The 26,555-nt window shown below is 41.9% G+C and carries 20 protein-coding genes and 4 tRNA genes; 11 read left to right on the top strand and 13 right to left on the bottom strand.

Translation table 11 applies throughout. The features are described from left to right. The first annotated feature begins 104 nt into the window (after window positions 1-104). From C3Y93_RS05235 to C3Y93_RS05225, 3 genes are all read left to right on the top strand, one after another. On the top strand, window positions 105-533 hold the full coding sequence (locus tag C3Y93_RS05235) for a YraN family protein (protein ID WP_104852297.1): 429 nt from the start codon (window positions 105-107) through the stop codon (window positions 531-533). A 110-nt stretch (window positions 534-643) separates the two neighbouring features. Continuing rightward, window positions 644-1,321 carry a BON domain-containing protein gene (locus C3Y93_RS05230; protein ID WP_004972649.1) on the top strand — a complete coding sequence of 226 codons (678 nt, stop codon included), beginning with the start codon at window positions 644-646 and terminating at the stop codon, window positions 1,319-1,321. Beyond that, window positions 1,311-2,198 carry an alpha/beta hydrolase gene (locus tag C3Y93_RS05225; RefSeq protein WP_104852296.1) on the top strand — a complete coding sequence of 296 codons (888 nt, stop codon included), beginning with the start codon at window positions 1,311-1,313 and terminating at the stop codon, window positions 2,196-2,198. The genes C3Y93_RS05230 and C3Y93_RS05225 overlap by 11 nt, the downstream gene beginning before the upstream one ends. A 94-nt stretch (window positions 2,199-2,292) precedes the next feature. Here C3Y93_RS05225 and nudC read toward each other — a convergent pair whose 3' ends face one another. From nudC to dnaQ, 3 genes are all read right to left on the bottom strand, one after another. After that, window positions 2,293-3,066 carry an NAD(+) diphosphatase gene (gene nudC, locus C3Y93_RS05220; protein WP_004972652.1) on the bottom strand — a complete coding sequence of 258 codons (774 nt, stop codon included), beginning with the start codon at window positions 3,064-3,066 and terminating at the stop codon, window positions 2,293-2,295. Then, complete coding sequence (locus C3Y93_RS05215; RefSeq protein WP_096902171.1) at window positions 3,066-4,709, bottom strand: chemotaxis protein; 1,644 nt, start codon at window positions 4,707-4,709, stop codon at window positions 3,066-3,068. Before C3Y93_RS05215 ends, nudC begins: the two co-directional genes overlap by 1 nt. Before the next feature lie 128 nt (window positions 4,710-4,837). Beyond that, entirely contained in the window at window positions 4,838-6,343 is a 1,506-nt protein-coding gene (gene dnaQ, locus C3Y93_RS05210) for a DNA polymerase III subunit epsilon (protein ID WP_104852295.1), read from the bottom strand. A 212-nt stretch (window positions 6,344-6,555) separates the two neighbouring features. Between dnaQ and C3Y93_RS05205 the strand changes: the two genes are divergently transcribed. The 6 genes from C3Y93_RS05205 to C3Y93_RS05180 all read left to right on the top strand — a co-directional run bounded on the left by C3Y93_RS05205 (window position 6,556) and on the right by C3Y93_RS05180 (window position 16,850). Continuing rightward, on the top strand, window positions 6,556-9,825 hold the full coding sequence (locus C3Y93_RS05205) for a lytic transglycosylase (protein WP_004972658.1): 3,270 nt from the start codon (window positions 6,556-6,558) through the stop codon (window positions 9,823-9,825). Window positions 9,826-9,891: 66 nt separating this feature from the next. Further along, window positions 9,892-11,739 (top strand): extracellular solute-binding protein, encoded by a 1,848-nt coding sequence (locus C3Y93_RS05200; protein WP_004972660.1) that lies wholly within the window; start codon window positions 9,892-9,894, stop codon window positions 11,737-11,739. A 64-nt stretch (window positions 11,740-11,803) separates the two neighbouring features. Then, the gene (locus C3Y93_RS05195) at window positions 11,804-12,874 is read left to right on the top strand and encodes a microcin C ABC transporter permease YejB (RefSeq protein ID WP_104852294.1); all 1,071 of its coding nucleotides are present in this window, start codon (window positions 11,804-11,806) and stop codon (window positions 12,872-12,874) included. Then, the gene (locus C3Y93_RS05190) at window positions 12,874-13,884 is read left to right on the top strand and encodes an ABC transporter permease (RefSeq protein WP_104852293.1); all 1,011 of its coding nucleotides are present in this window, start codon (window positions 12,874-12,876) and stop codon (window positions 13,882-13,884) included. Before C3Y93_RS05195 ends, C3Y93_RS05190 begins: the two co-directional genes overlap by 1 nt. Next, on the top strand, window positions 13,862-15,463 hold the full coding sequence (locus tag C3Y93_RS05185; protein WP_104852292.1) for an ABC transporter ATP-binding protein: 1,602 nt from the start codon (window positions 13,862-13,864) through the stop codon (window positions 15,461-15,463). Before C3Y93_RS05190 ends, C3Y93_RS05185 begins: the two co-directional genes overlap by 23 nt. Window positions 15,464-15,605: 142 nt before the next feature. Beyond that, a complete protein-coding gene (locus tag C3Y93_RS05180) occupies window positions 15,606-16,850 on the top strand; it encodes an NADH:flavin oxidoreductase/NADH oxidase family protein (protein WP_004972669.1) in 1,245 nt (414 codons plus the stop codon). A gap of 156 nt (window positions 16,851-17,006) precedes the next feature. Here C3Y93_RS05180 and C3Y93_RS05175 read toward each other — a convergent pair. The 8 genes from C3Y93_RS05175 to pyrC form a co-directional block, all read right to left on the bottom strand. After that, window positions 17,007-17,082, bottom strand: a tRNA-Glu gene (locus C3Y93_RS05175). A gap of 55 nt (window positions 17,083-17,137) precedes the next feature. After that, a tRNA-Glu gene (locus C3Y93_RS05170) sits at window positions 17,138-17,213 on the bottom strand. Window positions 17,214-17,238: 25 nt separating this feature from the next. Next, window positions 17,239-17,314: transfer RNA gene (locus tag C3Y93_RS05165), tRNA-Glu, on the bottom strand. A gap of 288 nt (window positions 17,315-17,602) precedes the next feature. Beyond that, a complete protein-coding gene (locus C3Y93_RS05160; RefSeq protein ID WP_026438458.1) occupies window positions 17,603-19,021 on the bottom strand; it encodes an amino acid permease in 1,419 nt (472 codons plus the stop codon). A 110-nt stretch (window positions 19,022-19,131) separates the two neighbouring features. After that, window positions 19,132-19,207: transfer RNA gene (locus C3Y93_RS05155), tRNA-Glu, on the bottom strand. Window positions 19,208-19,356: 149 nt separating this feature from the next. Next, window positions 19,357-19,515, bottom strand: a complete 159-nt coding sequence (locus C3Y93_RS14350; RefSeq protein WP_004972674.1) for a hypothetical protein — start codon at window positions 19,513-19,515, stop codon at window positions 19,357-19,359. A 215-nt stretch (window positions 19,516-19,730) separates the two neighbouring features. After that, complete coding sequence (rnt, locus tag C3Y93_RS05150; protein WP_096902181.1) at window positions 19,731-20,393, bottom strand: ribonuclease T; 663 nt, start codon at window positions 20,391-20,393, stop codon at window positions 19,731-19,733. Then, on the bottom strand, window positions 20,378-21,412 hold the full coding sequence (gene pyrC / locus C3Y93_RS05145; RefSeq protein WP_004972678.1) for a dihydroorotase: 1,035 nt from the start codon (window positions 21,410-21,412) through the stop codon (window positions 20,378-20,380). Before pyrC ends, rnt begins: the two co-directional genes overlap by 16 nt. Window positions 21,413-21,609: 197 nt before the next feature. Here pyrC and C3Y93_RS05140 point away from each other — a divergent pair, with 197 nt between their 5' ends. After that, window positions 21,610-22,869, top strand: a complete 1,260-nt coding sequence (locus C3Y93_RS05140) for a GGDEF domain-containing protein (RefSeq protein ID WP_096902183.1) — start codon at window positions 21,610-21,612, stop codon at window positions 22,867-22,869. 67 nt (window positions 22,870-22,936) lie between these two features. Here the strand turns inward: C3Y93_RS05140 and tnpA are convergent, their stop codons facing one another. Further along, the gene (gene tnpA, locus C3Y93_RS05135) at window positions 22,937-23,335 is read right to left on the bottom strand and encodes an IS200/IS605 family transposase (RefSeq protein WP_004970281.1); all 399 of its coding nucleotides are present in this window, start codon (window positions 23,333-23,335) and stop codon (window positions 22,937-22,939) included. Window positions 23,336-23,394: 59 nt separating this feature from the next. On the opposite strand from tnpA, the gene C3Y93_RS05130 reads away from it, so the two are divergent. Then, a complete protein-coding gene (locus tag C3Y93_RS05130; RefSeq protein ID WP_104852291.1) occupies window positions 23,395-24,702 on the top strand; it encodes an RNA-guided endonuclease InsQ/TnpB family protein in 1,308 nt (435 codons plus the stop codon). 165 nt (window positions 24,703-24,867) lie between these two features. Here the strand turns inward: C3Y93_RS05130 and argG are convergent, their stop codons facing one another. Next, window positions 24,868-26,211: an argininosuccinate synthase gene (argG, locus tag C3Y93_RS05125; RefSeq protein ID WP_104852290.1), complete on the bottom strand. Its 1,344-nt coding sequence runs from the start codon at window positions 26,209-26,211 to the stop codon at window positions 24,868-24,870. Window positions 26,212-26,555: the final 344 nt, after the last annotated feature.

Below are 26,555 nucleotides of genomic sequence, written 5' to 3'. Positions count from 1 at the left end.
GCTTATTCTACCTGAATTGCAGTCTGGCGTGTGAAACTCGCGTCATCGCACTTCAGCGAATACTACGATTTCGCACCATAACAAAATAAAAAATTGGATATAGCATGAATCAAAAAACACTGCAGCAAAGCATTGGCACATGGGCAGAGCAGACGGCTTGGCAATATTTACATCAACACGGTTGGCGTATGCTGGAGCAGAATTATGACAGTGTTTTTGGTGAAATAGATGGTATTTTTATTCAAGCAGAACAACTGATTTTTGTAGAAGTTAAAGCGCGTTCGCAAACTGGCTATGGCAAAGCCTACGAAGTGGTGTCTGCATCTAAGCAGCGTAAAATTATGAAAACCGCCATGCAGTTTTTAACAGAATATCCACACTATTCAGAATATTATTGTCGTTTTGATGTGATTTGCTTTGATTTTTCTCAGCAATTTGCAAAAACAGTACAGCAAGACTTTTCCAAATTCCCGTATGATTTGCAATGGATTGAAAATGCTTTTACTTTTGATGCAGACTTGATTAATCTTTGAGTGAAATTTAAAGCAAAAGCATCAGTCGGTGTATTGTTGATCGTGCAAATCTAAGGATGAAATGCACAGCACAAGCCAGAATTGAAAGAAAATAATAGGAGTCTTGCTGAGTGTTCAAGCGTATTGCAGTGACCTTGCTGTGTGTAGCAAGTTTATCGGGTTGTGCAAGTTTTATTTCAAGTGGCACAGGCACTGCGCCAGTGGGTACAGAAAGTGGTGCACGCTCACTTGGGCAAGTGTTTATAGATAACTCTATTGAACGTACTGCAAAAATTAATTTATATAAACTGGATTCACGTTTTAAACAATCACGTGTCAATATAGAAAGTTTTCATGGCAATGTGTTGTTGACAGGGCAAGTGCCTGACGCGCATTTAAAACAGTTGGCAGAAGACAATGTGCGTGCCATGAGTGATGTAAAAACCATCCACAATTATATTACAGTGGGTAATCAAATCAGCTATAGCACCATTATGCAGGACACCACGGTTACTGCAAATACCCGTGGTTTGATTATGAAAGCACCTGTGGTGTCAGACAGCAAAGTGCGTATTCATACCGAAGATGGTGTGTTGTATGTGATGGGACGTTTAAACAATGCAGAATTGCAGGATTTAAACCAAGTGCTACAACAAGTGGGCAATGTCACTAAAATTATTACCCTGATTGATAATATTGAGCTACAACCGAGCAACAATGCGAACTTTGTCAGCCCAATGGTTGCTCCAGAAACACAAACGCCAGTCGCGATTGACCCAGATCAGGTTGAACCGACACATGTTCAATAATGTGGAACACTGGTTTAAACAACTGAATAAAACTTTAGAACAGGCGAAACGTATTTATGAAGAATTTCGCCTGTATAGTTTGGGCAGCTATGCGCTGAACCGTTTAACCCCACGTCAGGGTTATACCGTTCAAAGCAATATTGCTTATGGTTTACGTGCGCGACATCGTCTGGATTTGTACCGCACTACAACACCACGCCCGCAGTGTCCACTCATGGTGTTTGTGCATGGTGGGGCATGGTCACGTGGCGATAAGCAGGATTATCGTTTTGTGGGCGAAGCATTTGCCAAAGAAGGCTTTGATGTCGCAGTGATGAACTATCAGCTCGCGCCACAGCATATTTTTCCCACCTATATTGATGATTTAACCCTTGCACTGAATTACTTGACTCAGCAGCAACACAAACTGGGTATTTCTACGGCACAGGTGGTGTTGATGGGGCATTCAGCAGGGGCGTTTAATGTGATGTCCTTGTTGTACCATCCTCAGCCCTATGCTTTAAGCTGTAAAGATCACATCCGTGCCATTATTGGCTTAGCAGGGCCTTATCATTTTGATTATAAGGATGATCCGCTATGTGCCGATGCCTTTGATCAAGAGGTGCCGTATCAGGATGTGATGCCGTATTATTTTGTGGAGCCGAATTCAGTCAAACACTATTTATTGGTGGCAGAAAAAGATCAAATTGTGGGGGCAAGTAATGCCACAGACTTCGACCACGTATTAAAGAAATATGGCAATCATAGTGAAATTATTGTCATTCCAAAAACAGGGCATGTCAGTGTTATGGCATCGGTGTCGAGTTTGTTTAGTCGTTTCTTTGCGACCAAACGCCAAATTATGCGTGCTTTAGATCAGGCACTTAAAGATGCGTGATGTTGATTGATCTTCTGTGGAAAATGGTAATTAAAAAAACCGTTGCAGCTTATGGGGTGCAACGGTTTTTTAAATGCAAGATTGCGAATTAGACTTATAGCCAAGCTTTGGTGTCATCTGCCACAGGCGTGCCTTGGGTCACATGCATAATCATGGCATGGGCGATACTGCCTTTAAATGGAATATCAGGCAGTTGATCAAACTTAAAGAACTGTGCATCACGAATTTCTTCTTCCTGTAACTGAATTTCACCGTCTGCATATTCAGCTTTAAAGGCGATCATTAAGTTACTTGGAAAAGGCCACGGCTGGCTGGCAAGATACTGAATATTTTTAAGCTGCACACCCACTTCTTCAAAAGTTTCACGACGTACTGCTTCTTCGAGTGTTTCACCCACTTCAACAAAGCCTGCGATTAAACCGTAAATGGGCAGTTTATTGCGTGCATTACGCGCCAATAAGACTTCATCTTCACCACGAGTAATCACGGTAATGACACATGGATTTACGCGCGGATATTGGTGATAGCCACAAGCAGGGCAGACCATGGCATATTGAGTCGCATGGACTTCGGTTTTATGACCGCAATGGCTGCAGAATTTATGATTGCGACGCCATTCGAGTAACTGAATGGCACGGCTAGCTTGTTCAAACTGTTGGGTGTTCCAGACTTGTAAAAGTTGTCGGATTGGAACCAGTTGAAAGCCTTCAGGGATAGATTCATCTTCAAGTAGATCTCGGGCAATCACTTGATCACCCGAGCTAAAACTTAAATCACTTGCCAACTTTTCCACACGTGGTAATTGGAAGTTTTCATCGACCAAAAGTTGTTGTTGCTGAAAAATATATGCAAGTGAGAGTTCAGTCATTAGGCTACAGTTTTCAATTTTTCACTACTGTCCAATGCTACCTTAAACATGCTTTGCAGAACAGGTTGTTTGTTCTTTAAATTGTCAATCAGCATATCTGCACTGGCAAGCGTATCTAAGATATTGTTGACCTGTTCAGCTGTTAAGTTTTGCCCTGCTTCAACTTGTGCATGCACAAAATCTGCAGATACTTTCAGTGCTTTTTGACCACTTTCAGCATTCAAGAACAACATTGCCCCTGCAACTTCACGAATTTGCGCTGAAGTATGCTCTAAATCTGCAACACTTTGAGTTTGTAGGTGCTGTGTCAGTGTTTGCGTGATTAAGTCAATCAGTAACTTGGTTTCAGTCAGCAAGGCTTCGTGTGCTTCATCTAAACGATCTAGCGAAATGTTCATGTTATTCACACGTAACTGCAAACGGCTAGAGGTGTGGTGACGTTCAAGCACACCGATTGAGTTCATGGCCGATAAAATCACGTTCATTAATTGCTGGGCAAAGTTTTCATCTTTGAGTAATTCAGGACGGCTTAATGATTCAGCTTGGCGTTGTAAGTCCAAATGCGCTTCATTTAAGTTCAAGACTTTAAACAAGTTTGCTAACTCTGTTAATTTGCCTTGTAATTCCAGCGTTTTTTCAGGACTCATGTTTTGATAGTTGTATTCAATATCATTGCGAATTTGTGTCATTTCTGTGGTGACCAAATCGCTAATGGTATGCATGGTGTCAAAATCTGGACCATATAAATGACGGCTGAATACTTGGAGCTGCATGTCGGTGAGTAAGTCTTCACCAATATTCATTTGACTGCGAATATGTTGAGAAATTTCATCTTCTTGACTAATACACAGGCTCAACACATTCGCAAGATCAGACAAGCTGGCGGTAAAGCTTTCTGGCGTAGCAAAGTATTGACGCATATTGTGCTCAATACTAATAAAAGTACGCAAACGTGGCTCATTCAACAACAAGTTATCAATATGGTTAAAGGCAACGTGTACTAAGCCCCAATATTGCTGACTCGGATGTTGTTCTGCCAAACCTGCCAAATACGTTCCTACCAGTTTAATCGCTTGAAGATCCATGGCAGATTCTTCTTGCTTGAGCAGCTTATGTAATGACAGTTTATATAAGCGATGTACATAAGCCGACTTTTCTAAAGAAGGCACTTGCGGCAATTGGAAACTTGGAGTGATGCAGTCCAATAAAGTTTCAATATGCTGACCTTCCTGAGTCAATGGTTTACCCAATGCCAATTCTAAACGGTTTAAAGTGTCGAGTAGGAATTGTGGAATTTTAACTTCACGTAGGCAAATAAACTCAATATAACGCTTGAGCATGGTGGTGCCTTCGCTAAGTGCAATGACTTCCAGCGTGTTGATATTGCTTGGATTCCCCATAATTTTACGCATCAGCTCTGCTGAGTATTGCGCAATTTTTGCCAAGCTTTCCATATCAATTAAGGCTAAAACCTGAGCACACTGTTCAAACTGATTCAGTGCATCATCAATCCCAAAAGGCAAAGTTTGATCTTCTGCTAAGGTGCTTACTGCGGATTCAACCAGTTTGATAGAATTATCAACCTCATTTTTTATTATCAGTAAGGCAGTTGGATCAAAATGTATAGAGGTTTGGTAAGACATGGATCTGCACCTTTCCTAGTGTTTTATCTGTTTGTTGGTTCTTTGCAAAATACACAAAGTCCTATTTGCTTTAACTATAACTGAACTGGCAAATCTTTAAATACATAAAATTACAAAACTCGTAGATTTTATTTGGCAAAAAAGCAAGGTTTACCGTGTTTTTCTTCAAATTGTTTGACCCAATTCTCATGTGCAGCCAATTCTTCTTCTGATGGCAGAATCACAGCAAGATCAATATCAATGCTTAAACGATCACTTTGACGTTGCTGTTCTTCGCTTGCAGACAGAGCATCCATATCAAAGGCGACTTGTCCGCCAGTCATTGCCAAGTAAACATCGGCTAGAATTTCAGCATCTAGTAATGCGCCGTGGAACGTACGGTCACGCGCAGGAATTTCATAGCGTCTGACGAGCGCATCGAGTGAGTTTTTTTGCCCAGGATGCTTACTTTTTGCCATGAGCAGTGAGTCGGTCACTTCGCATACTTCGGACAAATTGCCCAACCCCGCACGACTGAACTCCATATCTAAGAAGTTCATATCGAAGGTGGCGTTATGCGCAATAATTTCTGCACCTTTAAGATATTGATACAGCACATCGGCAATTTCGGCAAACTTGGGTTTGTCTTTTAAGAACTCATCTGAAATACCGTGAATGTTTTCTGATTCACCGACCAGTTTTTCAGGCTGAATATAAATGTGGATGGAACTGCCCGTGAGTTTACGGTTAATCATTTCCAGCGCACCCACTTCAATAATTCGGTCACCATCTTGATAGTAAAAACCTGTGGTTTCGGTATCCAGAATCAGTTGGCGCGGGCCGTGTAGCTCCATTGTGGCAGGGGTGACCACAATATGCGGATGCAATTGAGTTGTGTTCACTGCGTCAACGCGAGCTGATGGATTGGTTTTTTCTGTTTCAGTTTCATCTGTAATGGTTGATTCAGTTGCAGGCACGTTGGTTTCTGCTTCAATGACATGAACAGATGCGCTGATTTCGAGTTCCGTGTCGGTTGCCTGATGAGCTTCCTGAAGCGTATTTTGCATATCTTCTGTTTCAACCTCGGCATCATCGCCCATTAAATCAAAACCAAACGGGTCATCGAGCAACCAGTCAGATTCCGCTTTTTTTTTATCATGTTCTGCTATGTCTACTGCCGATGTGATTAAGGTTGCATTGAGGGTTGGGTTTGAGTCTGCGGTTTTTAACATTTTGCTGACTTGATCTGCACCCACATTGGCGAGTTGATCTGCCATTTCATTACCTGCATGTCCTGCGTGACCTTTAATCCAGTGCCATTCAATTTCACGACCTTGACAGGTGGCATCTAATTTTTGCCAAAGGTCAGGGTTTTTGACATCTTTCCAGTTTTTCTTTTTCCAGCCGTGAATCCACTCGGTAATGCCTTGTTTGACGTAATTGGAGTCAGTCCAAATAATCAGCTTGGCATCCATTGGGCAAAATAAAATGCCTTCAATCGCTGCAGTCAATTCCATACGGTTATTGGTGGTTTGAGCTTCGCCACCATATAATTTATGTTCTTCTTGTTCAGTAACAATATACGCACCCCAGCCACCCAAGCCAGGATTACCACGACAAGCACCATCAACATATAAAGTGATTGTTTGAGACATAAATCAGATCCGCAGGTTGTGCAAAATAAATCAAAATGAAAAGCTATTGTATATCGCAAATTCGGTTTAGACGTGTAAATCCTGTCTATTTTTTAATTTCTTGTAACATTTATAGACGAAACGCGCTAAATTAATGCCTTGTGTCGTTGTCTAGCTCTACTACAATGGCAAGTCTAAAAAATAATTTATATACGAGTTGTTTGGATTTTTTTATGTATAAACCAACCACGCGCATGTGGCAGCCGACTTTACCTTCATTTTTAAAAATTACAGTTTTAGGTTCAGCATTGGCTGCCCTTGGCTTGATGACGGGCTGTAGCTCGACGCAGGGTGCGAGCAAGCCACTCACTTCAAGTCAGGTCGGTTCGGGTTATTTAGATGCCAGTACTTTAGATGGTCTGGAAGATTTACTCTCTGCAACCGATATGCGCGCGGTAGAAGGTGACCGTTTATTAATTTTAAAACACGGTGATGTCTGGAAGCGTATGACCGTTGGTTTCAAAATGGATTTAAACCATTGGAACCCACGTATTGAAGCGCAGCGAGGCTGGTTTATTTCACGTCAACCGTATTTGGATCGTTTAAGTGCGCGTGCGTCACGTTATTTGTATCACACGGTTAAAGAAGCTGAACGTCGTGGTATGCCAACTGAATTGGCGTTGTTACCTGTGATTGAAAGTTCCTATGACCCTGCAGCAACCAGTAGCGCAGCTGCCGCAGGTTTATGGCAGTTCATTCCAAGTACAGGGCGTATTTACGGCTTAAAACAAACTTCGATGTACGATGGTCGCCGAGATGTCGTGGAGTCGACTCGTGCTGCCTATGAGTTTTTGGGCAGTTTGTATAATCAGTTTGGTTCTTGGGAATTGGCATTGGCGGCTTATAACGCAGGCCCGGGTCGTATTCAACAAGCCATTAACCGCAATAAAGCTGCAGGTTTACCAACCGATTATTGGTCTTTAAAACTGCCGCAAGAAACCATGAACTATGTGCCGCGTTTCTTGGCGGTAGCACAAATTATTAAAAGCCCGCATGCTTATGGCGTGTCTTTACCCCCAATTGCCAACCGTCCACACTTCCGTGAAATTAATGTGGGCGCGGTGAATTTAAATGATGTGGCCAATATTACCGGTCTCAGCCGTGCCGAACTGTATTCGCTTAACCCTGGACATCGTGGGGATCGGATTGACACCCAAAGTCCAATGCGTATTTTGATTCCTGCAGATTTAAGCCCAACAGTCGATGCACGATTGAAAAAACTACAAGGTGGTGGCGGTTTATGGGCAAGCAATAGCAGCAACACACCATCGTTTTCATCTTCTGGTGTGACCATTACACCATCTAAATCTGAGCCACCTGCGTTAACGACCAGTACAACAACCAGAACGACTACAGGCAAGCCTGCTGCCTCTACGGCAGTCACAACTACCACTACACCAAGCACAGCATCGACTACAGCCAGTGTTTCAAAACCAGCAACGACTACGCCTACACGTTTGTCACGTACGCCACAAGGTTCGGACGCTTTGGCAGCATTTGCTGCGGGTAGCGATATTCCAAGTGCGCCGCGTATTCCTGTTGCTGTTACACCTGCTGCCAATATTCAGCCTGTGCGGATTGAACCACCAATTTCCAATACTGAGCGTGAGCAAATTCTTGCAGCAGTGCAGGCAGAAGGTAGCAATAAAACTGTAGAAGAAGTGTTGCAGCCTGTGGCTTCTAAAGCAGAACAAGAACAACTTGTGGCTGAGTTAAAACAAATTGCGCCTCAAGGCACTGAAATTGTTGATCCATACGATGGAAAAATTAAGCTGACCGCTATTCAGACCAGTCTATCTGTTGCAGAGCAGCAAGGTAAAGAATTAACCAAAGGTTTTGCTTACCCGAAAAGTGTGGCAGAAAATACGCGCTTAGATTCAGAAGAAGCAAAGCGTAACCAAGGTAAGAATTATGTGCGTACGGAGTCTGAAGTGGTGGTCGTACCACCAAAAGGCAAACGTACCACGTACACCGTGTTAGCGGGGGACACCTTGGCCAGTATTGCCATGAAAAATGGCTTGAACTGGCGTGATATTGCCAAGTGGAACCAAATTGCTCCAGATGCAACTTTGTATGTGGGCACCAGTATTTATTTATACGACGCCAAGCCACAAGTACAGGCAGAGCCTGCTAAGCCAAAAACCATGCCTGAGCAATACGTGGTGCAAGCCAATGATACCTTAACAGGTGTCGCCAGTCAGTTTGGTTTAACTGTAAAACAATTGGCAGATTTTAATAACTTAAGTACCACCAGTGGCTTATTTGTAGGGCAGCGTCTAAGTTTAAAAGAAACGGCTGCATCTAAAGCCAAAGCAGAAGCCGACAAAAAAGCCGCAGAACAGGCTGCAAAAATCGCAACCAAAACTTACGTAGTGAAGCGTGGCGAATACTTAAAACTGATTGCAGACCGTTATGCCTTGTCAAATCAGGAATTGGCTGATTTAACTCCAGGTTTAAACGCGAACAGTAGCTTATTGGTTGGGCAACGCATTAATGTGCCTGTAAATGAAGTGACTGCACAAAAAACGGAAGCGAGCAAAGCTGAAGCCAGTAAGTCAGAAACAAAAGCAGCAGAGCCAAACTATCCGACTGAAAACTACCAAGTACAGCGTGGTGATACTTTATCGAGCATTGCCAACCAAGCCAAAATTTCTTTGGCAGAGCTCGCCAGTTTAAATAATATAAGCACGCAAAGCGGTGTGCGCATTGGTCAAACCCTCAAAGTGCCTGCAGGTGTCAATGTGCCTGAGCGTTATACGGTACAACGTGGCGATACCTTATCGGCGATTTCGACAAAATATAATCTCAGCCAAGACTATATTGCAGACTTAAACAATCTAAGCCGTAACAGTGGTTTAAGAGCAGGACAAATTCTTAAACTCACGGGTGATGTTCCTGAGAAAAAAGCCCAAGTTGAAGCGGTGGCTGAAACCACCAATGATATTCACGTGGTCAAAGCAGGGGAAACTTTAAGCAGTATTGCGCGCCAATATAAATTGCAATTGAATTATTTGGCAGAGCTGAATGACCTTTCACGTACTGCCAATGTCCGCATTGGACAACGCTTAAAAGTCGATGCCAGCGCTGCAAAAAATGAAGTAAAAACAGAGGTCGTAAGTGCTGCGAAAAGCAGCAGTAGTAAAGCCACCGAAACTTATACCGTTAAAAGTGGTGAGTCTTTAAATTCGATTGCCAGCCGTGTGGGTGTGTCGGTTGCAGAATTGGCGAGTTTAAATAACTTAACGCCACGTTCAGGTTTACGCATTGGACAAAATATTCAAGTTCCCAAAACCGTAACTGAATATAAAGTGAAACGTGGGGATACGCTGATTGGCTTATCCAGTCGTTATGGCATCGACACCAAAGCATTGGCAGATTTAAATGATATGCAGCCAAATACTCAATTGCGTATTGGCGATGTGATTAAAGTCCCGAATCTGTAAAGTTTAATCCTGAGGATGTCATGTTTTGACGGCATCCTCAGGAATACTGCACAAGGAGCTGTGTGCATGTCATTTGCCATAAAAAAGACACATCAATATCTGGGCTGTATTTTAGGTTGTGTGGTCTTGCCGCAGTTTGGATGGGCTGCGTTACAAACCACGCCCTATATTGCCGTACATAGCCAGCCTCAGTATGTGGGGCGCTCGGCTATGCCTTATGCCAACCCGCAAGCGCCCAAAGGTGGCGATTTAATTCGTGCCAGTAATGGCACTTTTGATAATTTAAATGACATGAATGGCAAGGGCAGCTCAACCGATGGGGTGAGTTTTATATTCGATTCACTCATGAGCAGTTCTTTAGATGAGCCGGGGGTGATGTATCCCTTATTGGCAGAAAAAGTCAGCTATGACCCCAAGCAAACTGCATTTGTCATTTTTCATTTAAATCCTAAAGCTAAATTTAGTGATGGCAGCCCAGTTACAGCAGATGATGTGAAATTCAGTTTTGATGCTTTTCAGACCAAGTCTAATCCAGGTTTGCAAATGTATTTATCCGATTTAGATAAAACCACGGTCTTGTCTAAGCATCAGGTTAAAGTCAGTTTTAAATCCACTAACAATGCAGAAATGCCGCTGATTTTGTCGCAAATGCCAATCTATTCTAAAAAAGACTGGCAAAAGCGTGACTTTACCCGCATCACACTAGAACCGATTTTAGGTTCAGGGCCGTATCTTATTGAGCGGATTGATGCAGGGCGCAGCATTACTTATAAGCGTAATCCAAATTATTGGGGCAAAGATTTACCCGTAAATAAAGGGCGCTATAATTTTGACCGCCTGAAGTATGTTTATTATCGCAATCTGGATATTGCCTTCGAAGGGTTTAAGTCGGGGCAATACACGTTGCATGAAGAATATACCGCACGAAAATGGGTCACTGAATATCGTTTTCCTGCTGTGAATGCGGGCATGGTGGTCAAGCATAAATTTCAGCACCAAAACCCAATTCCGACCCAAAGTTTTGTTTTTAATACCCGCAGACATGCGTTTCAGGATATTCGTTTTAGGCAGGCTTTAACCTACGCTTATGATTTTGAATGGCAAAACAAAGCCTTGTTTTATGGGCAATATCGCCGTTTGCAAAGTTATTTTTCTAACAGTGAATTAGAAGCCAAAGGCACACCTTCAGCCGCAGAATTGTCTGTTTTAAAACCCTATTTGGCCAAGCTGCATCCTATTCAACGCCAAGGCGTATTGCAAAATTGGCAGTATCCTGTGACTGATGCCAGTGGCTTTAACCGTAACGGCTTGCTTAAAGCCCGTGAATTGCTTTTGAAAGCGGGTTATCGTTTTCAGCAAGGTAAATTGGTCGATGCCAAAGGCAAAGCCATTCAAATTGAATTTTTAATTCATCAGGATGGTTTGCAACGCACATTAGTGCCTTTTGTGCGCAATATGAAACGTCTGGGCGTTACGGTAAATATTCGGCATGTCGATGTGCCGCAATATATTGAACGCATGCGCCGTGCCGATTTTGATATGACCACCAGTGTCATGCCGCAATCTTTAAGTCCAGGCAATGAGCAAGCACAGCTTTGGAGTAGTGCTGCCGCAGATCAACCAGGAAACTATAATTACGCAGGCATTAAAAACCCAGTAATTGATGAAGTGGTACAACAGTTGATTCGTGCGCCTAATCGTGAACAATTGATTGTGCGTACCAAAGTTTTGGATCGTTTATTGCGTGCGGGGTATTATCAAATTCCAACCTATGGCAAAGGTGAAAACTGGTATGCCTATTGGAATATGTATCGTCAGCCCGCCATCAAACCTAAACTATCGGCAGGAATTGATTATTGGTGGAGTGATGCTGCCCAAGCCAAGAAAGTTGCACATTATTTACGTCAACAATAACGATTTTAAAACTCAAGCATGACAGTGTTTGCGATAAACCAGAACATTGCCAAAAGGTAAGTACATGGGCACATACATACTCAAAAGATTGCTCCTGATTATTCCAACCTTGTTTTTCATTTTATTGATTAACTTTGTGGTGATTCAAATTGCACCGGGCGGTCCAGTCGAACAGGCGATTCAGCAAGCCGAAGCCTTTCAGGGCATGGGGGCGACAGGCGGTGAAACTGCTGCAACCTCCAATAGCAGCAATTATCAAGGTGCTAAAGGTTTAAGTGATGAAATGGTCGCAAAAATCGAAGCGCAATATGGATTCGATAAACCTGCACATGAACGCTTTTGGCAAATGCTCACCAGCTATGTGCAGTTCGATTTTGGCACCAGCTTTTTTAAAGATAAACCTGTGACCCAATTGTTATGGGAAAAATTACCTGTATCGCTATCTTTAGGTTTATGGAGCACCTTGCTGATTTATTTAATTTCTATTCCTTTAGGCATTAAAAAAGCCCGTCAGCATGGCTTGTTGTTTGATAAAGCCACTTCTATTTTGTTGGCGATTGGCTATGCCATTCCTGCGTTTGCCTTTGCTATTTTACTGATTGTATTTTTTGCAGGCGGTTCATATTTTCAGTGGTTTCCTTTACAGGGTTTGGTGTCTGAAAACTTTGCTCAATTGAGTCTGTGGGGAAAAATCACCGATTATTTTTGGCACATGACTTTGCCTTTATTGGCGATGGTGATTGGTGGTTTTGCAGGGCTGACCTATCTGACCAAATATTCATTTATGGAAGAATTAAACAAACAATATGTGTTGGCGGCACGTTCTAAAGGTCTTACTGAATCGCGTGTGTTATATTGGCATGTGTTTCGTAATGCCATGCTGATTGTGATTGCAGGTTTACCCGAAGCGTTGGTGAGTATTTTCTTTGTTGGGAATTTATTCATCGAAATTATTTTTAATTTAGATGGATTAGGCCTGCTTGGTTTTGAGGCGATTGTACAGCGTGATTATCCTGTAATTTTTGGCACTTTGTTTATTTTTACCTTATTGGGCTTAATTCTACGCTTAATCAGCGATGTGTTATATCAGGTGATTGACCCACGTATTAGTTTTGAATCGCGAGGGGCAAAATAATGTCACCGATCATGCAGGCACGTGTGCAGCGTTTTAAACAGAATAAATTGGGTTTTGGTTGTTTCATTGTCTTTATCATTATTTTTGTATTGTCCTTGGCTGCAGAATTGATTGCCAATGACAAACCGTTATTGGTCAAATATGAGCAATCTTTATATCTGCCAGTGTTAAAGGCTTATCCTGAAACGACCTTTGGCGGTGTATTTGAAACCGAAGCAGATTATAAAGACCCAGTGGTGCAACAACTGATTGCAGACCGAGGATGGGCAGTTTGGCCGCTCATTGAGTTTTCTTACCAGACCCCGAATTTAGATTTGGCCGTTCCTGTACCTTCTGCACCAACTGCACAAAATTGGCTAGGTACAGATGACCAAGGGCGCGATGTGTTGGCGCGAATTTTATATGGCTTGCGTGTATCGCTGTTATTTGGCTTTGCATTGACTTTTGCATCGGCAGCTTTGGGTATTTTGGTCGGGGCAATTCAGGGCTACTATGGCGGCTGGGTCGATTTAATTGGTCAGCGCGTTTTAGAGGTGTGGGGCGGTTTACCGATGCTGTTCATGGTGATGATTTTGGTCAGCATGTTTACCCCAAGTGTGTATTGGCTATTTGTGATTATGCTGTTATTTGGCTGGACGACACTGGTCGGCTTGGTTCGAGCAGAATTTTTACGCGCCCGAAATTTTGACTATGTCCGTGCAGCGCGAAGTTTAGGCGTAACCGATCGTACCATTATGTTTCGGCATATTTTACCCAATGCCATGAGTTCGAGTTTGTCGCAGTTGCCATTTATGCTAACCGCCAATATTACAGCTTTAACTGCACTGGATTTTTTAGGTTATGGCTTACCGCCCGATGCAGCATCTTTAGGTGAGTTGCTGTTACAAGGCAAAAATAATTTAAATGCACCGTGGTTAGCGTTGTCAGGCTTTTTTACCTTAGCGATTGTGCTGTCCTTGTTGATTTATATTGGAGAAGCGACCCGTGATGCATTCGATCCAAGACGTTAAACCTTCAAATGCGTCACAGCCTGCAGTATTGCTAACAGTCAGTCATCTGCATATTCGGCAGCAGGAACAGGTTTTGCTGCACGATTTAAACTTTGAGCTGCATGCAGGCGAAACTATTGCGTTAGTCGGTGAAAGTGGTTCTGGAAAATCTATTAGCAGTTTGGCGTTGCTAGGTTTATTGCCCGAACATTTACAGGTGCAAGGTCAGGCAATCTTTGCAGAACAGGATTTACTTCGCCTTAAACCGCAACAATTGCGGCAAGTTCGTGGTCAAAAAATTGCCATGATTTTTCAGGAACCGATGACGGCTTTAAATCCGTTGCATCGCGTGGAAAAAATTATTGGTGAAAGTTTGTTGCTCCAAGGTTGGAGCAAGGAAAAAACGCGTGCTCGGGTATTGCAATTACTTGAGGATGTTGGCATTCCTCAGCCTGAAGAAAAACTAAAGCGTTACCCACATGAATTATCTGGGGGGCAACGTCAGCGAGTGATGATCGCAATGGCGTTGGCACTTGATCCCGATATTTTAATTGCCGATGAACCAACCACTGCTTTAGATGTCACTTTGCAGGCGCAGATTTTGGATTTATTAAAAAGCCTGCAAGTGCGTCATAATATGGCCATGATTTTGATCAGCCACGATTTGAACTTGGTCAAACAATATGCAGATCAGGTCATTGTCATGAATCATGGACGGGTCGAAGAACAGGGCAGTGTGGCAGATATTTTTAATAGACCGCAGCAAGCCTATACTCAAAATTTGTTAAACCATGATTTTGGCGAAGCTTTGCAAATTGATGAGTTGCCGACTGTTTTGGCGTTAGATCAGGTTGCTGTGAAATTCCCGATTAAACAAGGCTTGCTGAATCGGGTTAAAGATTATGTGGTTGCGGTTGAACCGTTAAGCTTCGAACTTCCGCAAGGTCAATCGATTGGTATTGTCGGTGAAAGTGGTTCGGGTAAAAGTTCATTGGCACTTGCAATTGCACGATTGATTGAAAGTGAGGGAAAAATTGAACTACTTGGGCAAGATCTGAATCAACTGAATGAACGCCAATTGCGTCCCTTACGTCAGCAGTTTCAAATTGTATTTCAAGACCCGTTTAGCAGCTTAAATCCACGTTTAAATGTGGAGCAAACCATTGGTGAGGGTTTGGCATTGCAACAATTGTCCAAGCCTGAAATCATCCAGCGCATTGATGAAGCTCTAAGCAAAGTGGAATTGCCTGTGAGTTTTAAACAACGCTATCCGCATGAATTGTCGGGTGGGCAACGTCAACGGATTGCATTAGCACGCGCGTTGGTGCTGCGTCCTAAACTGTTAATTATGGATGAGCCGACTTCTGCCTTAGACCGTACCACGCAACGTGCTGTCGTGCAGCTGTTACGCCGTTTGCAGCAGCAAGAACAGATGAGCTATTTGTTTATTAGCCACGATTTGCAAGTGGTGAAAGCACTGTGTCAAAAAGTGTTGGTGCTGCATCAAGCGAAAGTTATGGAATTTCAAGATACTGTACAGTTATTTAGCCATCCGCAAACAGAATATACCCGTCAATTGATTGCTGCCAGTGAGTATTAAACCTTCAATATTTTTAAACAGCTATTTCGGCTGGCTGACTTGTTTTACCATTTTGACAATAAGATTTGTCAAAATGGCATTGACCTGTTCCGAAAAATCTTTAGAGTAAAAAAGACCAATAAAACACAATACGGAACAGTGTATGAGCCATCTTGCCGAAACAATTCAGATTCGTAATACCATGTTTAAAAATCGCATCATTAAAGGCGCGATGAGTGAGGCGCTTGCCAACACGGCAGGGCAGCCGAATAGCCTGCATTTAGGTCTATATGAAGCATGGGCAAAAGGTGGTTTGGGCTGTGCCATCACTGGCAACGTAATGGTCGATTTACGTGCCAAAAATGAACCGGGTGTTGTGGGAATTGAATCAGACCGAGATATAGAAAAGCTCAAACAGTGGGCAGAAGTTGGTAAACGTTATGGCATGGTGCAATTGGTACAGTTGTCACATCCTGGGCGGCAATGTCCGAAAGGTTTGAATAAAGAAACGGTTGCACCTTCGGCAGTGCCTTTTAGTCCAAGTTTAGCTTTGAGTTTTGGTACACCACGTGAACTACATGAAGATGAAATCCTCGATATTATTCAGCGTTTTGCCAAAGCTGCACAGATTTGTGAGCAAGCGGGCTTTGAAGGGATTCAACTGCATGGTGCGCATGGCTATTTGATCAGCCAGTTTTTATCGCCACTGACCAATAAACGCCAAGACCAATGGGGCGGCAATATTGAAAACCGTATGCGCTTTTTGATGCAAATTTATCAAGCGGTACGTGCAGCGACCTCAGACAATTTTATTGTATCAGTCAAACTAAACTCTGCAGATTTTCAACGTGGCGGCATCACTGAAGAAGAAGTGATTAGCGTGTTTAAAGCCATGGATGAAGCAGGTATAGATATGATTGAAATTTCAGGTGGTACTTATGAAGCACCCGCGATGGCAGGCTCTAAAGCTGATAAACGTAAACCAAGTACCATTGCCCGTGAAGCCTATTTTTTATCTTTTGCGGAATTGATTCGCAGTCAGGTGAAATGCCACTTAATGGTGACAGGTGGTTTTAGAACGGTAGTTGCCATGAATGCTGCTTTGGACAGTGGTGCATGTGACTTTATTGGGATCGCCCGACCATTTGCGGTAGAAACCGATTTAGCCAACCGTTTGTTGGCGGGTCAAGATGTACGTTACGGGGTCGATAAAATTAAAACTGGTATCCCGATGATTGATAAAATGGCAATTATGGAAATTATTTGGTATGCCGCGCAGTTCAAAGCAATTGCACAAGGCAAGCGTCCAAACCCGAAACTCTCGCCTTTAAAAGTCTTTTTCAAATATTTAAAAGGCAATTTAACTGCGGTGATTAAAGGACAGGTCAACTCACGTAAATCAGCTTGATTCGTATTTTTCAAACCTCAGTGGACGGATTCAAAGCTTAAACTATGGTTTTTGAATCAGTCCGCACAGATTGAAATATAAAACTAATGCGTTAGATAGCAAAAAGCCCAAGTCATATTGATTGGGCTTTTTGTTGAGATGTAAACATCTCGAATATGGCGTCCCTACGGGGATTCGAACCCCGGTTACCGCCGTGAAAGGGCGATGTCCTAGGCCTCTAGACGATAGGGACAAATAGAAGTTTATATTTTTAAACCATGTAACAACCAATGCAGTTGTTGAGAATATGGCGTCCCTACGGGGATTCGAACCCCGGTTACCGCCGTGAAAGGGCGATGTCCTAGGCCTCTAGACGATAGGGACTTAAAAAAATATCTACTTCTGAAATTGGCGTCCCTACGGGGATTCGAACCCCGGTTACCGCCGTGAAAGGGCGATGTCCTAGGCCTCTAGACGATAGGGACGTTTCAGAGGTGGGCGTATAATAGGGCGTATAAGGGGGGGTGTCAAACGCTTTTCTGCAATAATTCTGAAAAAAATGTTCAACTGAATAAAATTAAAACTATTCTGCTGTCGTGATACGTTTGAAGCGGTAAAAATCATGCTTTTCAAGTTATTTTTAAATGGACACATTTATTAGAGCAGCATGATTTTCTTTGTATTTTGCAGTATTCATTGCTAATCAACACAACTCAAAAAACAAGGCAATCCGAAGATCGCCCCTATTGTTTTACATCATCGCTAAAAAAGCATTATGATTTTTTGTGATAAATCATGTAATAACTGAGATAGCACAACACAATAAAAATCATACAGCCAATAAAACCTGCCAGCATTTCAGGGTCAAACACCATACTTAAGCAAGTAATAAAACAGAACACAAAACCTAAAATAGGCACTATTGGAAATAGCGGTGCAGCAAAACCTAAGTCCTGCACGGTTTTACCTTGTTTATACCATTGGCGACGGAAGTTAAACTGGCTTAAACAAATGCTCATCCAGACCACGACCATGGTAAATGCAGCCACACCCAAGAGGTTTTTAAAGATGGTTTCAGGCGCAAATTGTTCAGACAATAAACCTGGCATTGCACCGAGCATGGTGACCATGACTGCAATATAAGGAATACCACGCGCATTCACCTTAGAAAAAATCTGTGGTAATTGCTTTTGGTGTGAGAGCGACCACATCATTCGTGAAGCTGCAAATAAACCTGAGTTCGCTGCAGAGAGTAACGCTGTGATAATCACAAAACGAATAATATCTTCCGCATAAGGAATACCAATCTGATTAAACACCGTTACAAAAGGACTGCTGCTTACACCTTCTGCAGCCAAACCTGCAGCCTGATGTGGTAGCAAGGCACTAATCACCACAATGGTACCTACAAAGAAAATCAACAGACGGAAAATTGCGGTATTGATTGCTTTAGGCACGTTTTTGGCAGGGTCTTTGGTTTCACCTGCGGCAACACCAATCAACTCTGTACCTGAAAAGGCGAAATTAACAATTAACATGGTGGCAAAAATAGGGAATAGCCCTTCAGGAAACCAACCTTGTGCGGTTAAATTGCTAAATAAAGGTGCAGAGGTATAACCTTGATAAGACACAGCACCTAAAATTGCCATTAAACCCAAAACGATAAAGGCAATGACAGTCACGACTTTGACCAAAGATAGCCAAAACTCAGATTCTGCAAACAAGCGCGTGGAAATCATATTCAAACCAAATACAACGCCACCAAAAATCAGTGTCCAAATCCACATGGAAATATGCGGGAACCATTCCTGCATTAGCAACGCAGCGGCGGTAAATTCTGTGCCTAAAGTGACCGACCACGTGAGCCAATATAACCAAGTGATGGTATAGCCCGTGCCAGGTCCAATATATTGTTTGGCGTATGCCCCAAATGAACCTGAAACAGGCATGTGTACGGCAAGCTCGCCCAAACACAGCATCACCATATAGGCAATTAAACCACCAAAAATATAAGCGATGATGGCGCCAACGGGGCCTGTTTGTGCAATGACTTCACCTGAGCCTAAAAATAGACCTGTGCCAATAGCACCGCCCAGTGAAATCATAACCAAATGTCGAGTGCTCATCGCACGTTTTAAAGGCATAGTATTGCCTTGATGCACAGCATCATTTTGATGATTCGATGACGGCATAAGTGATAGGAGAAAAAATGAAATGAAGCGAAGTATTGTAGAGAAAAACTACAAATCTGCAATCTTGAAATAATAAATTTGGATTAGAAATGATCGTATAGCACGATAAATGGCGTCCCTACGGGGATTCGAACCCCGGTTACCGCCGTGAAAGGGCGATGTCCTAGGCCTCTAGACGATAGGGACGTTGCGAGGTGATGCGTATATTATGAATTTTTAGCGACAGTGTCAAACCTGAATCTAAAAAAACTGCCGCACTATTTGTTATTTGCTTAAAAAATAATACATCTTTAAAAATAAATCAGTGCATGTAAATTTGAATACGGTGCATCATTTTAATGATCAGGGGTTTGATATTGCTTTTCAGTGGTTGTTGTTTGTGTGGCTGCGGGTTGAGTGCTTGGTTTAGGTTGAGCAGGCTCACGATTCACAATATAAAGATACAACGCAGAAGGCGCGAGAATGACCAAAACCAAGACAATTTTTTTCAACATGGCAGAATCAATAACACAAATTGGAATATTGCCATTATAACCAAAGCCAGCTCAAAAGACTGCATGCATAAAAGCTGATTCGCAGTAAAAATCATTTTGATGCTCAGTCTTGTGGTTGAAAAGCACGAATCAAAACCACAACACTAAAAAGAAAACAGGACGACAAACGCAGTCTGTCATCCTGTAAACATCTCAATGTTCGAGTACAAATCGTATTATTGATCTGTGTTGAGTAAGTTCTCTACCATGTGCGGCGCAAGTTTATTTAGAATAAAACAAAACAGCTCTGCAGTTTTTTGCGTATCGTATAAAGCTGAATGAGCTTCTTTGCCATCAAACTCAATACCTGCCTGAATGCATGATTTTGCCAGCACCGTTTGACCAAACATCACCGCACTTAAAGTCACTGTATCAAACACTGAAAAGCTGTGGAATGGGTTTTGGTTTTTCGTGCCTGTGCGGGCAATGGCTGCTTGTACAAAGCCTAAATCGAAATGCGCATTGTGACCGACCAAAATGGCATGGGTACAATTCTGTTGGCGACGCACTTCATTGACTGATTTGAAAATCCGTTTTAATGCGGTTTTTTCATCTTCAGCCATAGCCATACGCATAGGATTGAAAGGATCAATCCCAATAAAGTCCAACGAACGACGGTCTAAATTTGCCCCTTCAAACGGGTTGATATGCGCATGATACGCTTCACCTGGTACAAATTTGCCATCCGCATCATAAATAATTGGAATGGCAGCAATTTCCAACAAAGCATCGGTTTGGGCATTAAAGCCTGCGGTTTCCACATCGACCACCACAGGCAAAAAACCACGAAAACGTTGCCCCATCACGGGCAAAGTTGTATCTGTCACACTTTTCTCCATTGAATGGTTTTACCCGCATATAACGGAATAATTTGTTCACCATCCAAGTAGTCTAAACTGGTTGGAATGATTTGCTCTTCTTTCACCAAAGTAATGGTGTTGGTATTACGCGGCAAACCATAAAAATCTGCACCAAAGAAGCTTGCAAAGCCTTCTAAGCGGTCAATACGTCCAACTTGATCAAAAGCTTGTGCATAAAGCTCAATTGCCGTAGGCGCACTATAGCAGCCTGCACAGCCACATGCATTTTCTTTGGCATTTTTTGAGTGCGGTGCGCTATCTGTCCCTAAGAAAAATTTAGGATTTCCGCTAGTTGCGACTTCTAATAAGGTTTGTTGATGGGTTTGACGCTTTAAAATAGGCAAACAATAGAAATGCGGTTTTACGCCACCTACTAACATATCATTACGGTTAAATAATAAATGTTGTGGGGTAATGGTTGCTGCGACATTACGGCCTTGTTCTAAAACAAATTGCGCTGCTTCAGAGGTCGTAATGTGTTCAAGCACCAATTTTAAGTTTGGAAATTGTTGTAATAATGGTGAAAGCACTTCATCTAAGAAACGTTTTTCACGGTCAAAAATATCGACATGATTGTGCGTGACTTCGCCGTGCAGTAATAATGGCACTTGTTGTTCTTCAAGTTGCTCAATCACCGCATATACTTTACGAATGTCGCTCACCCCATTGTCTGAATTGGTGGTCGCGCCAGCAGGGTAAAGTTTAATGGCATTCACATGCGCAGAGGCTTTAATTTTCTTGACTTCTTCGGGAGAGGTTTGATCGGTAAAATACAACACCATACGCGGATCAAAATTTACACCTTCAGGGACGTGTGCCATGATGCGTTCACGATACGCTTCCGCTTCTTCTACCGTTTTTACTGGTGGAACAAGGTTAGGCATACAAATTGCGCGTGAAAATTGCTTGGCAAGATCGGGAACAGTACGTTGTAGTGCTAAACCATCACGTAAATGAGCATGCCAGTCATCTGGCTGGATAAGAGTAATCGTATTCAAGGCGCTGCCAGTCTGAAAAATAAAACAGATGATAATCTATAAATGTTAAAATGGTAACGTCGAAAGCCATAAAAAATAGAAATGCCTGAATTAATTGTTTCGACATTGTGTTATTTTTAAACCACTAAAAAAATTATATTCAGGTTGTTACAGTTTTGCTGTGCAACAATCGTGATTAAATGGAATTTAAAGCATCCATGGAATACAAATATAAGTTAGCCAAGCTACAGTACGACAAAGAAAAAAATGAAGAGTTGATTAAACGTCAACGTAAACGTGCGGGGCAGGTTTTTCCGAAACAACTGGAAGTTGAGTTTTGGCAACAGCATCTTGAACAAGCTCGGCACAACATTAACCAATATTTTTGGTCGGGCGTACTCATCTACTTTATTATCACCGTGCTGATGATTACTGGGGATTATTGGATTATTGATCGTAATTTTTTTAAACACGATTTTATCCACTCTTTACTAGGCTTGGTCAATGGCGCGTTTTGCTTACTGACCCTGTTCTTTTTTGCCCATTATAAAATTTTGCGCCCGTATTATGCCTATGCCGCCATGGCTATGATTTTTTGGGCCATTGTGTCGATGACCTGGCTGACCATGACGGTGCATACCGAAGTGTTTAGACACCAAGCCATGATGATCATCAGCATGATTTATATTATGGGTTTTGTACTGACGGGGGTGAAGCCGTTTCACATGCTGCTGACTGGGTTAATGGCGGCTGTGGTTGCCATGATTATGCTATTAACCTTGTATATTCCAATTGATGTGATGGTGATGGGGCGGGTGTTGGTTGGCAGTACGGTAGTGGGTTTTTTAATCAGTAAAATGCTGTGTACCCGTGAGCGGATGATTTTTTTGGTCATGCACCAAGCCCGACTTAGTGAAAAAATTAACCGTATTCATGCTGAAGAATTGTTGCATTTAAGTCAGCATGACGCGCTGACTAAAGTATCCAACAGACGTACTTTTGATGAAATGCTGGACAGCTATTTCGAACAGGCACGGCATGATGAAGTGCCATTGTCTTTACTCTTCATCGATGTCGATTTTTTTAAAAAATATAACGATCATTATGGGCATCAAAAGGGAGATGAAGTCATTTCAGCGATTGCCAAATCCATTAAAGACTCAATTCGTCACATGGATTTTGTTGCGCGTTATGGTGGTGAAGAATTTGTGGTGTTATTGCCAGAAACCGATGCGCATGGTGCGTATGCTGTGGCCTCCAATATTTTTAAAGCGGTTGAGCGTTTAGCGATTCCACATAGTCAATCTTTGGTTGACAGTAATGTCACCATCAGTTTGGGCTTTACCGTCTATAAAGGTGAGGCGGACATTTTTAAAAGCGATTTCTTACAACGTGCAGACCAAGCCTTGTACCGTGCGAAACAGTTGGGACGTAATCAAATTTATTACCACACTTTGCAGGTGGAAGAAGTGCTGTAAATTTTTCTATCTCCAAGTGAAAGAGGACTCCACCCGTCAGTCAGGGTGGAGGTGAATTTCACAAATTTCAACCTTGTTGATTCTGAATATATTGTTTGATTATTTCCAAAGGCGCACCACCACAAGACCCTGCAAAATATGATCTTGACCATAAAACAGGTTTTGTATAATTCCCTCTCAAGTCTAAAAACTCATTTCGCATTCTTCTACTTGTTACAGACTTTAAATTATTAACCAATTTGCTTAACTGTACCGTTGGTGGATACTGAATAAGCATGTGAACATGGTCGGATTCACCATTACATTCCTTTAATTCAGCATCAAAATCTTTACATATTTCAGTTGCACACTCATTGAAATATTTATGATGCAACTCACCTAGTATTTTTTTTCGATATTTCGTTATAAAAACTAAATGAACATGAAGATTAAAGGCTGAATGTCGGTTTTTATATATCTCACTCATTGAAAAAATATACCTAAAATGTTAGAATCAGCACCATATTAACAGATACACACTCACTAATGAAAATCAACAAAGCGCATAAATTTAGGCTTGAGCCTAATGTCGAGCAAGAGGTTATTTTAAATAATCTCGTTGGCTCTGCACGCTTTGTTTGGAATCAAATATTAGCAATTTCATTTGAAATGTTTGCTCAAAATAAACACATTAATGCGGTGAATCTAGTAAAAAAGATAACAGCACTGAAAAAGAATCCTCAGTTTAGCTTTTTAGATGGAAATTCAAATGCTGTGTCACTTCAACAAAAAGTTCGTGATCTTGCATCAGCATGGGGGAAGTTTTTCAACCCTAAAGAACATGCTCGACTAAAAGAAAAAAAGCGCAAACCTAAGAAACCTAAATTTTTTAAATTGGCTGATGGTACTGAGGTTCAGTTGCGCCCACTTATGCCTAGATTTAAGAAAAAATCAGACGGTTATGATTCCATTCGCCTTGTACAATTCGATAAATACTGTTGGGTTAAAGGAAATAAACTCAAACTCCCTAATGGCGTAGGTGTTATTAAATTCAGGAAGTCGCAAGAGATTCTAGGCACAATAAAAAATGTGACGATCAGTAAGGTGTCAGGACGTTGGTACGTTTCATTCTGTACTGAAACAGAACTTACTGAAATGCCGATCCACCCATCAAAATCAGCGATTGGTGTTGATCTTGGTGTTAAGAAATTAATCACTACCTCAAATGGTCAGGTCTTTGACCCGATCAATAGCTTTAAAACCAATCAGATTAAATTAGCTAGACTTCAACGGAAGCAGAGAAAGAAAGTTAAATTTAGTCAAAATTGGAAAAAACTGAATTTTAAAATCAATAAACTACATCATCACATTGCCAATATTCGTCATGACTACTTGCAAAAAATCACTACAACGCTCAGCAAAAACCACGCAATGATTGCTGTTGAGGATTTAAAAGTAGCAAATATGTCGAAGTCAGCAAGTGGCACAATCGAAAATCAAGGAAAGAATGTAAAAGCTAAGTCAGGCTTAAACAAATCAATCCTAGATCAAGGTTGGGGCATGCTCGTTAGTATGTTGGAATATAAGCAACAATGGCAAGGTGGATTACTTGTAAAAGTTGATCCGAAGTACACAAGTCAAACCTGCTGTGAATGTGGTCATGTAGCAAAAGAAAACCGACAAACTCAAGCTAAATTTGAGTGTGTCGGATGCGGTTATGTTGCGAATGCGGATTTAAACGCATCTCGTAATATATTGTCGGCAGGACATGCCGTTTTGTCTGTGGAGGGTGGATGCGGTAAAGGTCGCCCTAAGAAGCAGAAAGCAAGCGAAATCCGTGAGGAAGTCGCCTAAGAGCTTTGCTTTTAGAATCCCCCACTTGAGTGAAAACGAAAGTGGTGGGAGTATGTCAATGCAGCTTTCATTTAGTATGAATTGTTTAGTCCTCATGTTTAAACAAACATAAAAAAGCCGCTCAATTTGAGCGGCTTTCGATTTCACAAAATCATCACCAAGTGATTATTTGTTTTTGTCTTTCAATTGTGGCACTGCAGAACCTGAACCAATCGACAATAAGCCAGAATTGGTATAAAGACCCAATTTAGCGCGTGTATCGGTAATGTCTAGGTTACGCATAGTTAACTGACCAATACGATCCATTGGCGTAAACATTGAATCACCTTTTTCCATCGTTAAACGCTCAGCTTCATAAGTGAGGTTTGGAGATTCAGTGTTCATGATGGTGTAGTCATTACCACGACGTAATTCTAAAGTCACAGTACCTGTAATCGCTTTTGCTACCCAGCGTTGTGCAGTTTCACGTAGCATCAGTGCTTGAGAGTCGAACCAGCGACCTTGGTACAATAAACGACCTAAACGTAAACCGTTAATGCGGTATTGTTCAATCGTATCTTCGTTATGAATACCAGTCACTAAACGCTCATAAGCAATGTGCAATAATGCCATGCCCGGTGCTTCATAAATACCACGAGATTTCGCTTCGATAATACGGTTTTCGATTTGGTCAGACATACCCAGACCATGACGACCACCAATACGGTTGGCTTCAAGAATTAACTCAACTGGGTTTTCAATGTGCTGACCGTTTAATGCTACAGGCATACCTTCTTCAAAGGTCACAGACACTTCTTCTGCTTTAACTTCAACGTCATCTTTCCAGAACGCTACGCCCATGATTGGATCAACAATTTTGATGCCAGCATCAAGATATTCAAGGTCTTTGGCTTCGTGTGTTGCACCTAGCATGTTTGAGTCAGTTGAATAGGCTTTTTCTTTTGACATTTTATAGTCAAAGCCATTGTCGATAAGAAATTGTGACATTTCCGCACGACCACCTAACTCATCAATAAAGGTTTGGTCTAACCAAGGCTTATAAATTTTAAGCGCTGGATTGGTCAATAAACCATAACGGTAGAAACGCTCAATATCGTTACCTTTATAAGTTGAGCCGTCACCCCAAATGTTGACGTCATCTTCTTTCATAGCGGTAACCAACATGGTGCCCGTAACTGCACGACCAAGCGGTGTAGTGTTAAAGTAAGGCATGCCGCCTGTGCTGATATGGAATGCACCACATTGAATTGCAGCAATACCTTCTAAAGCTAACTGTAAACGACAGTCAACCAAGCGTGCTTTTACTGCACCGTATTCTTCTGCTTTCTTTGGAATGGCATCATAGTCATCTTCATCTGGCTGACCCAAGTTTGCGGTATACGCATACGGTTCAGCGCCTTTTTGCTTCATCCACAATAAAGCAGCTGAAGTATCTAGACCACCAGAAAAGGCGATACCGACTTTTTTGCCTACTGGTACATTCTGCAAGATAGTTGCATTATCAGTCATTGCTAGTCCTAACTTTTTTAAAATAGGCACCACATTTGGTGGCCAAGGAGAATTCTAAACTGCAAATTATAGCACTCTTTAAAATGCTTGTTTTCGTTTAAAAAGCGCATTTGATAAAAAAATCAGGTTCTCGCTTAAATTTTCATTTAGAAATGGCAAACTGAGGATAGAAGATGATAATCAAAACAGATATTTTTTGGGCATCATTAAAATGCTCTATTTTTAACAGTTTGAGATCAAGGAAAGCGGTAGATTGACGTTTGCGCCACACAGTCGAACTTTAGAGTCATAAACAGTTTATAAAAATCAGTTAAAGTATTCATGCAACAAGTTGCAAAGCTAAT

Origin of the sequence: Acinetobacter sp. SWBY1 (assembly GCF_002946595.1) — a bacterium.
In the GTDB taxonomy this organism is placed as follows: domain Bacteria; phylum Pseudomonadota; class Gammaproteobacteria; order Pseudomonadales; family Moraxellaceae; genus Acinetobacter; species Acinetobacter towneri.
This window is presented reverse-complemented; position numbering and strand designations above follow the sequence as displayed.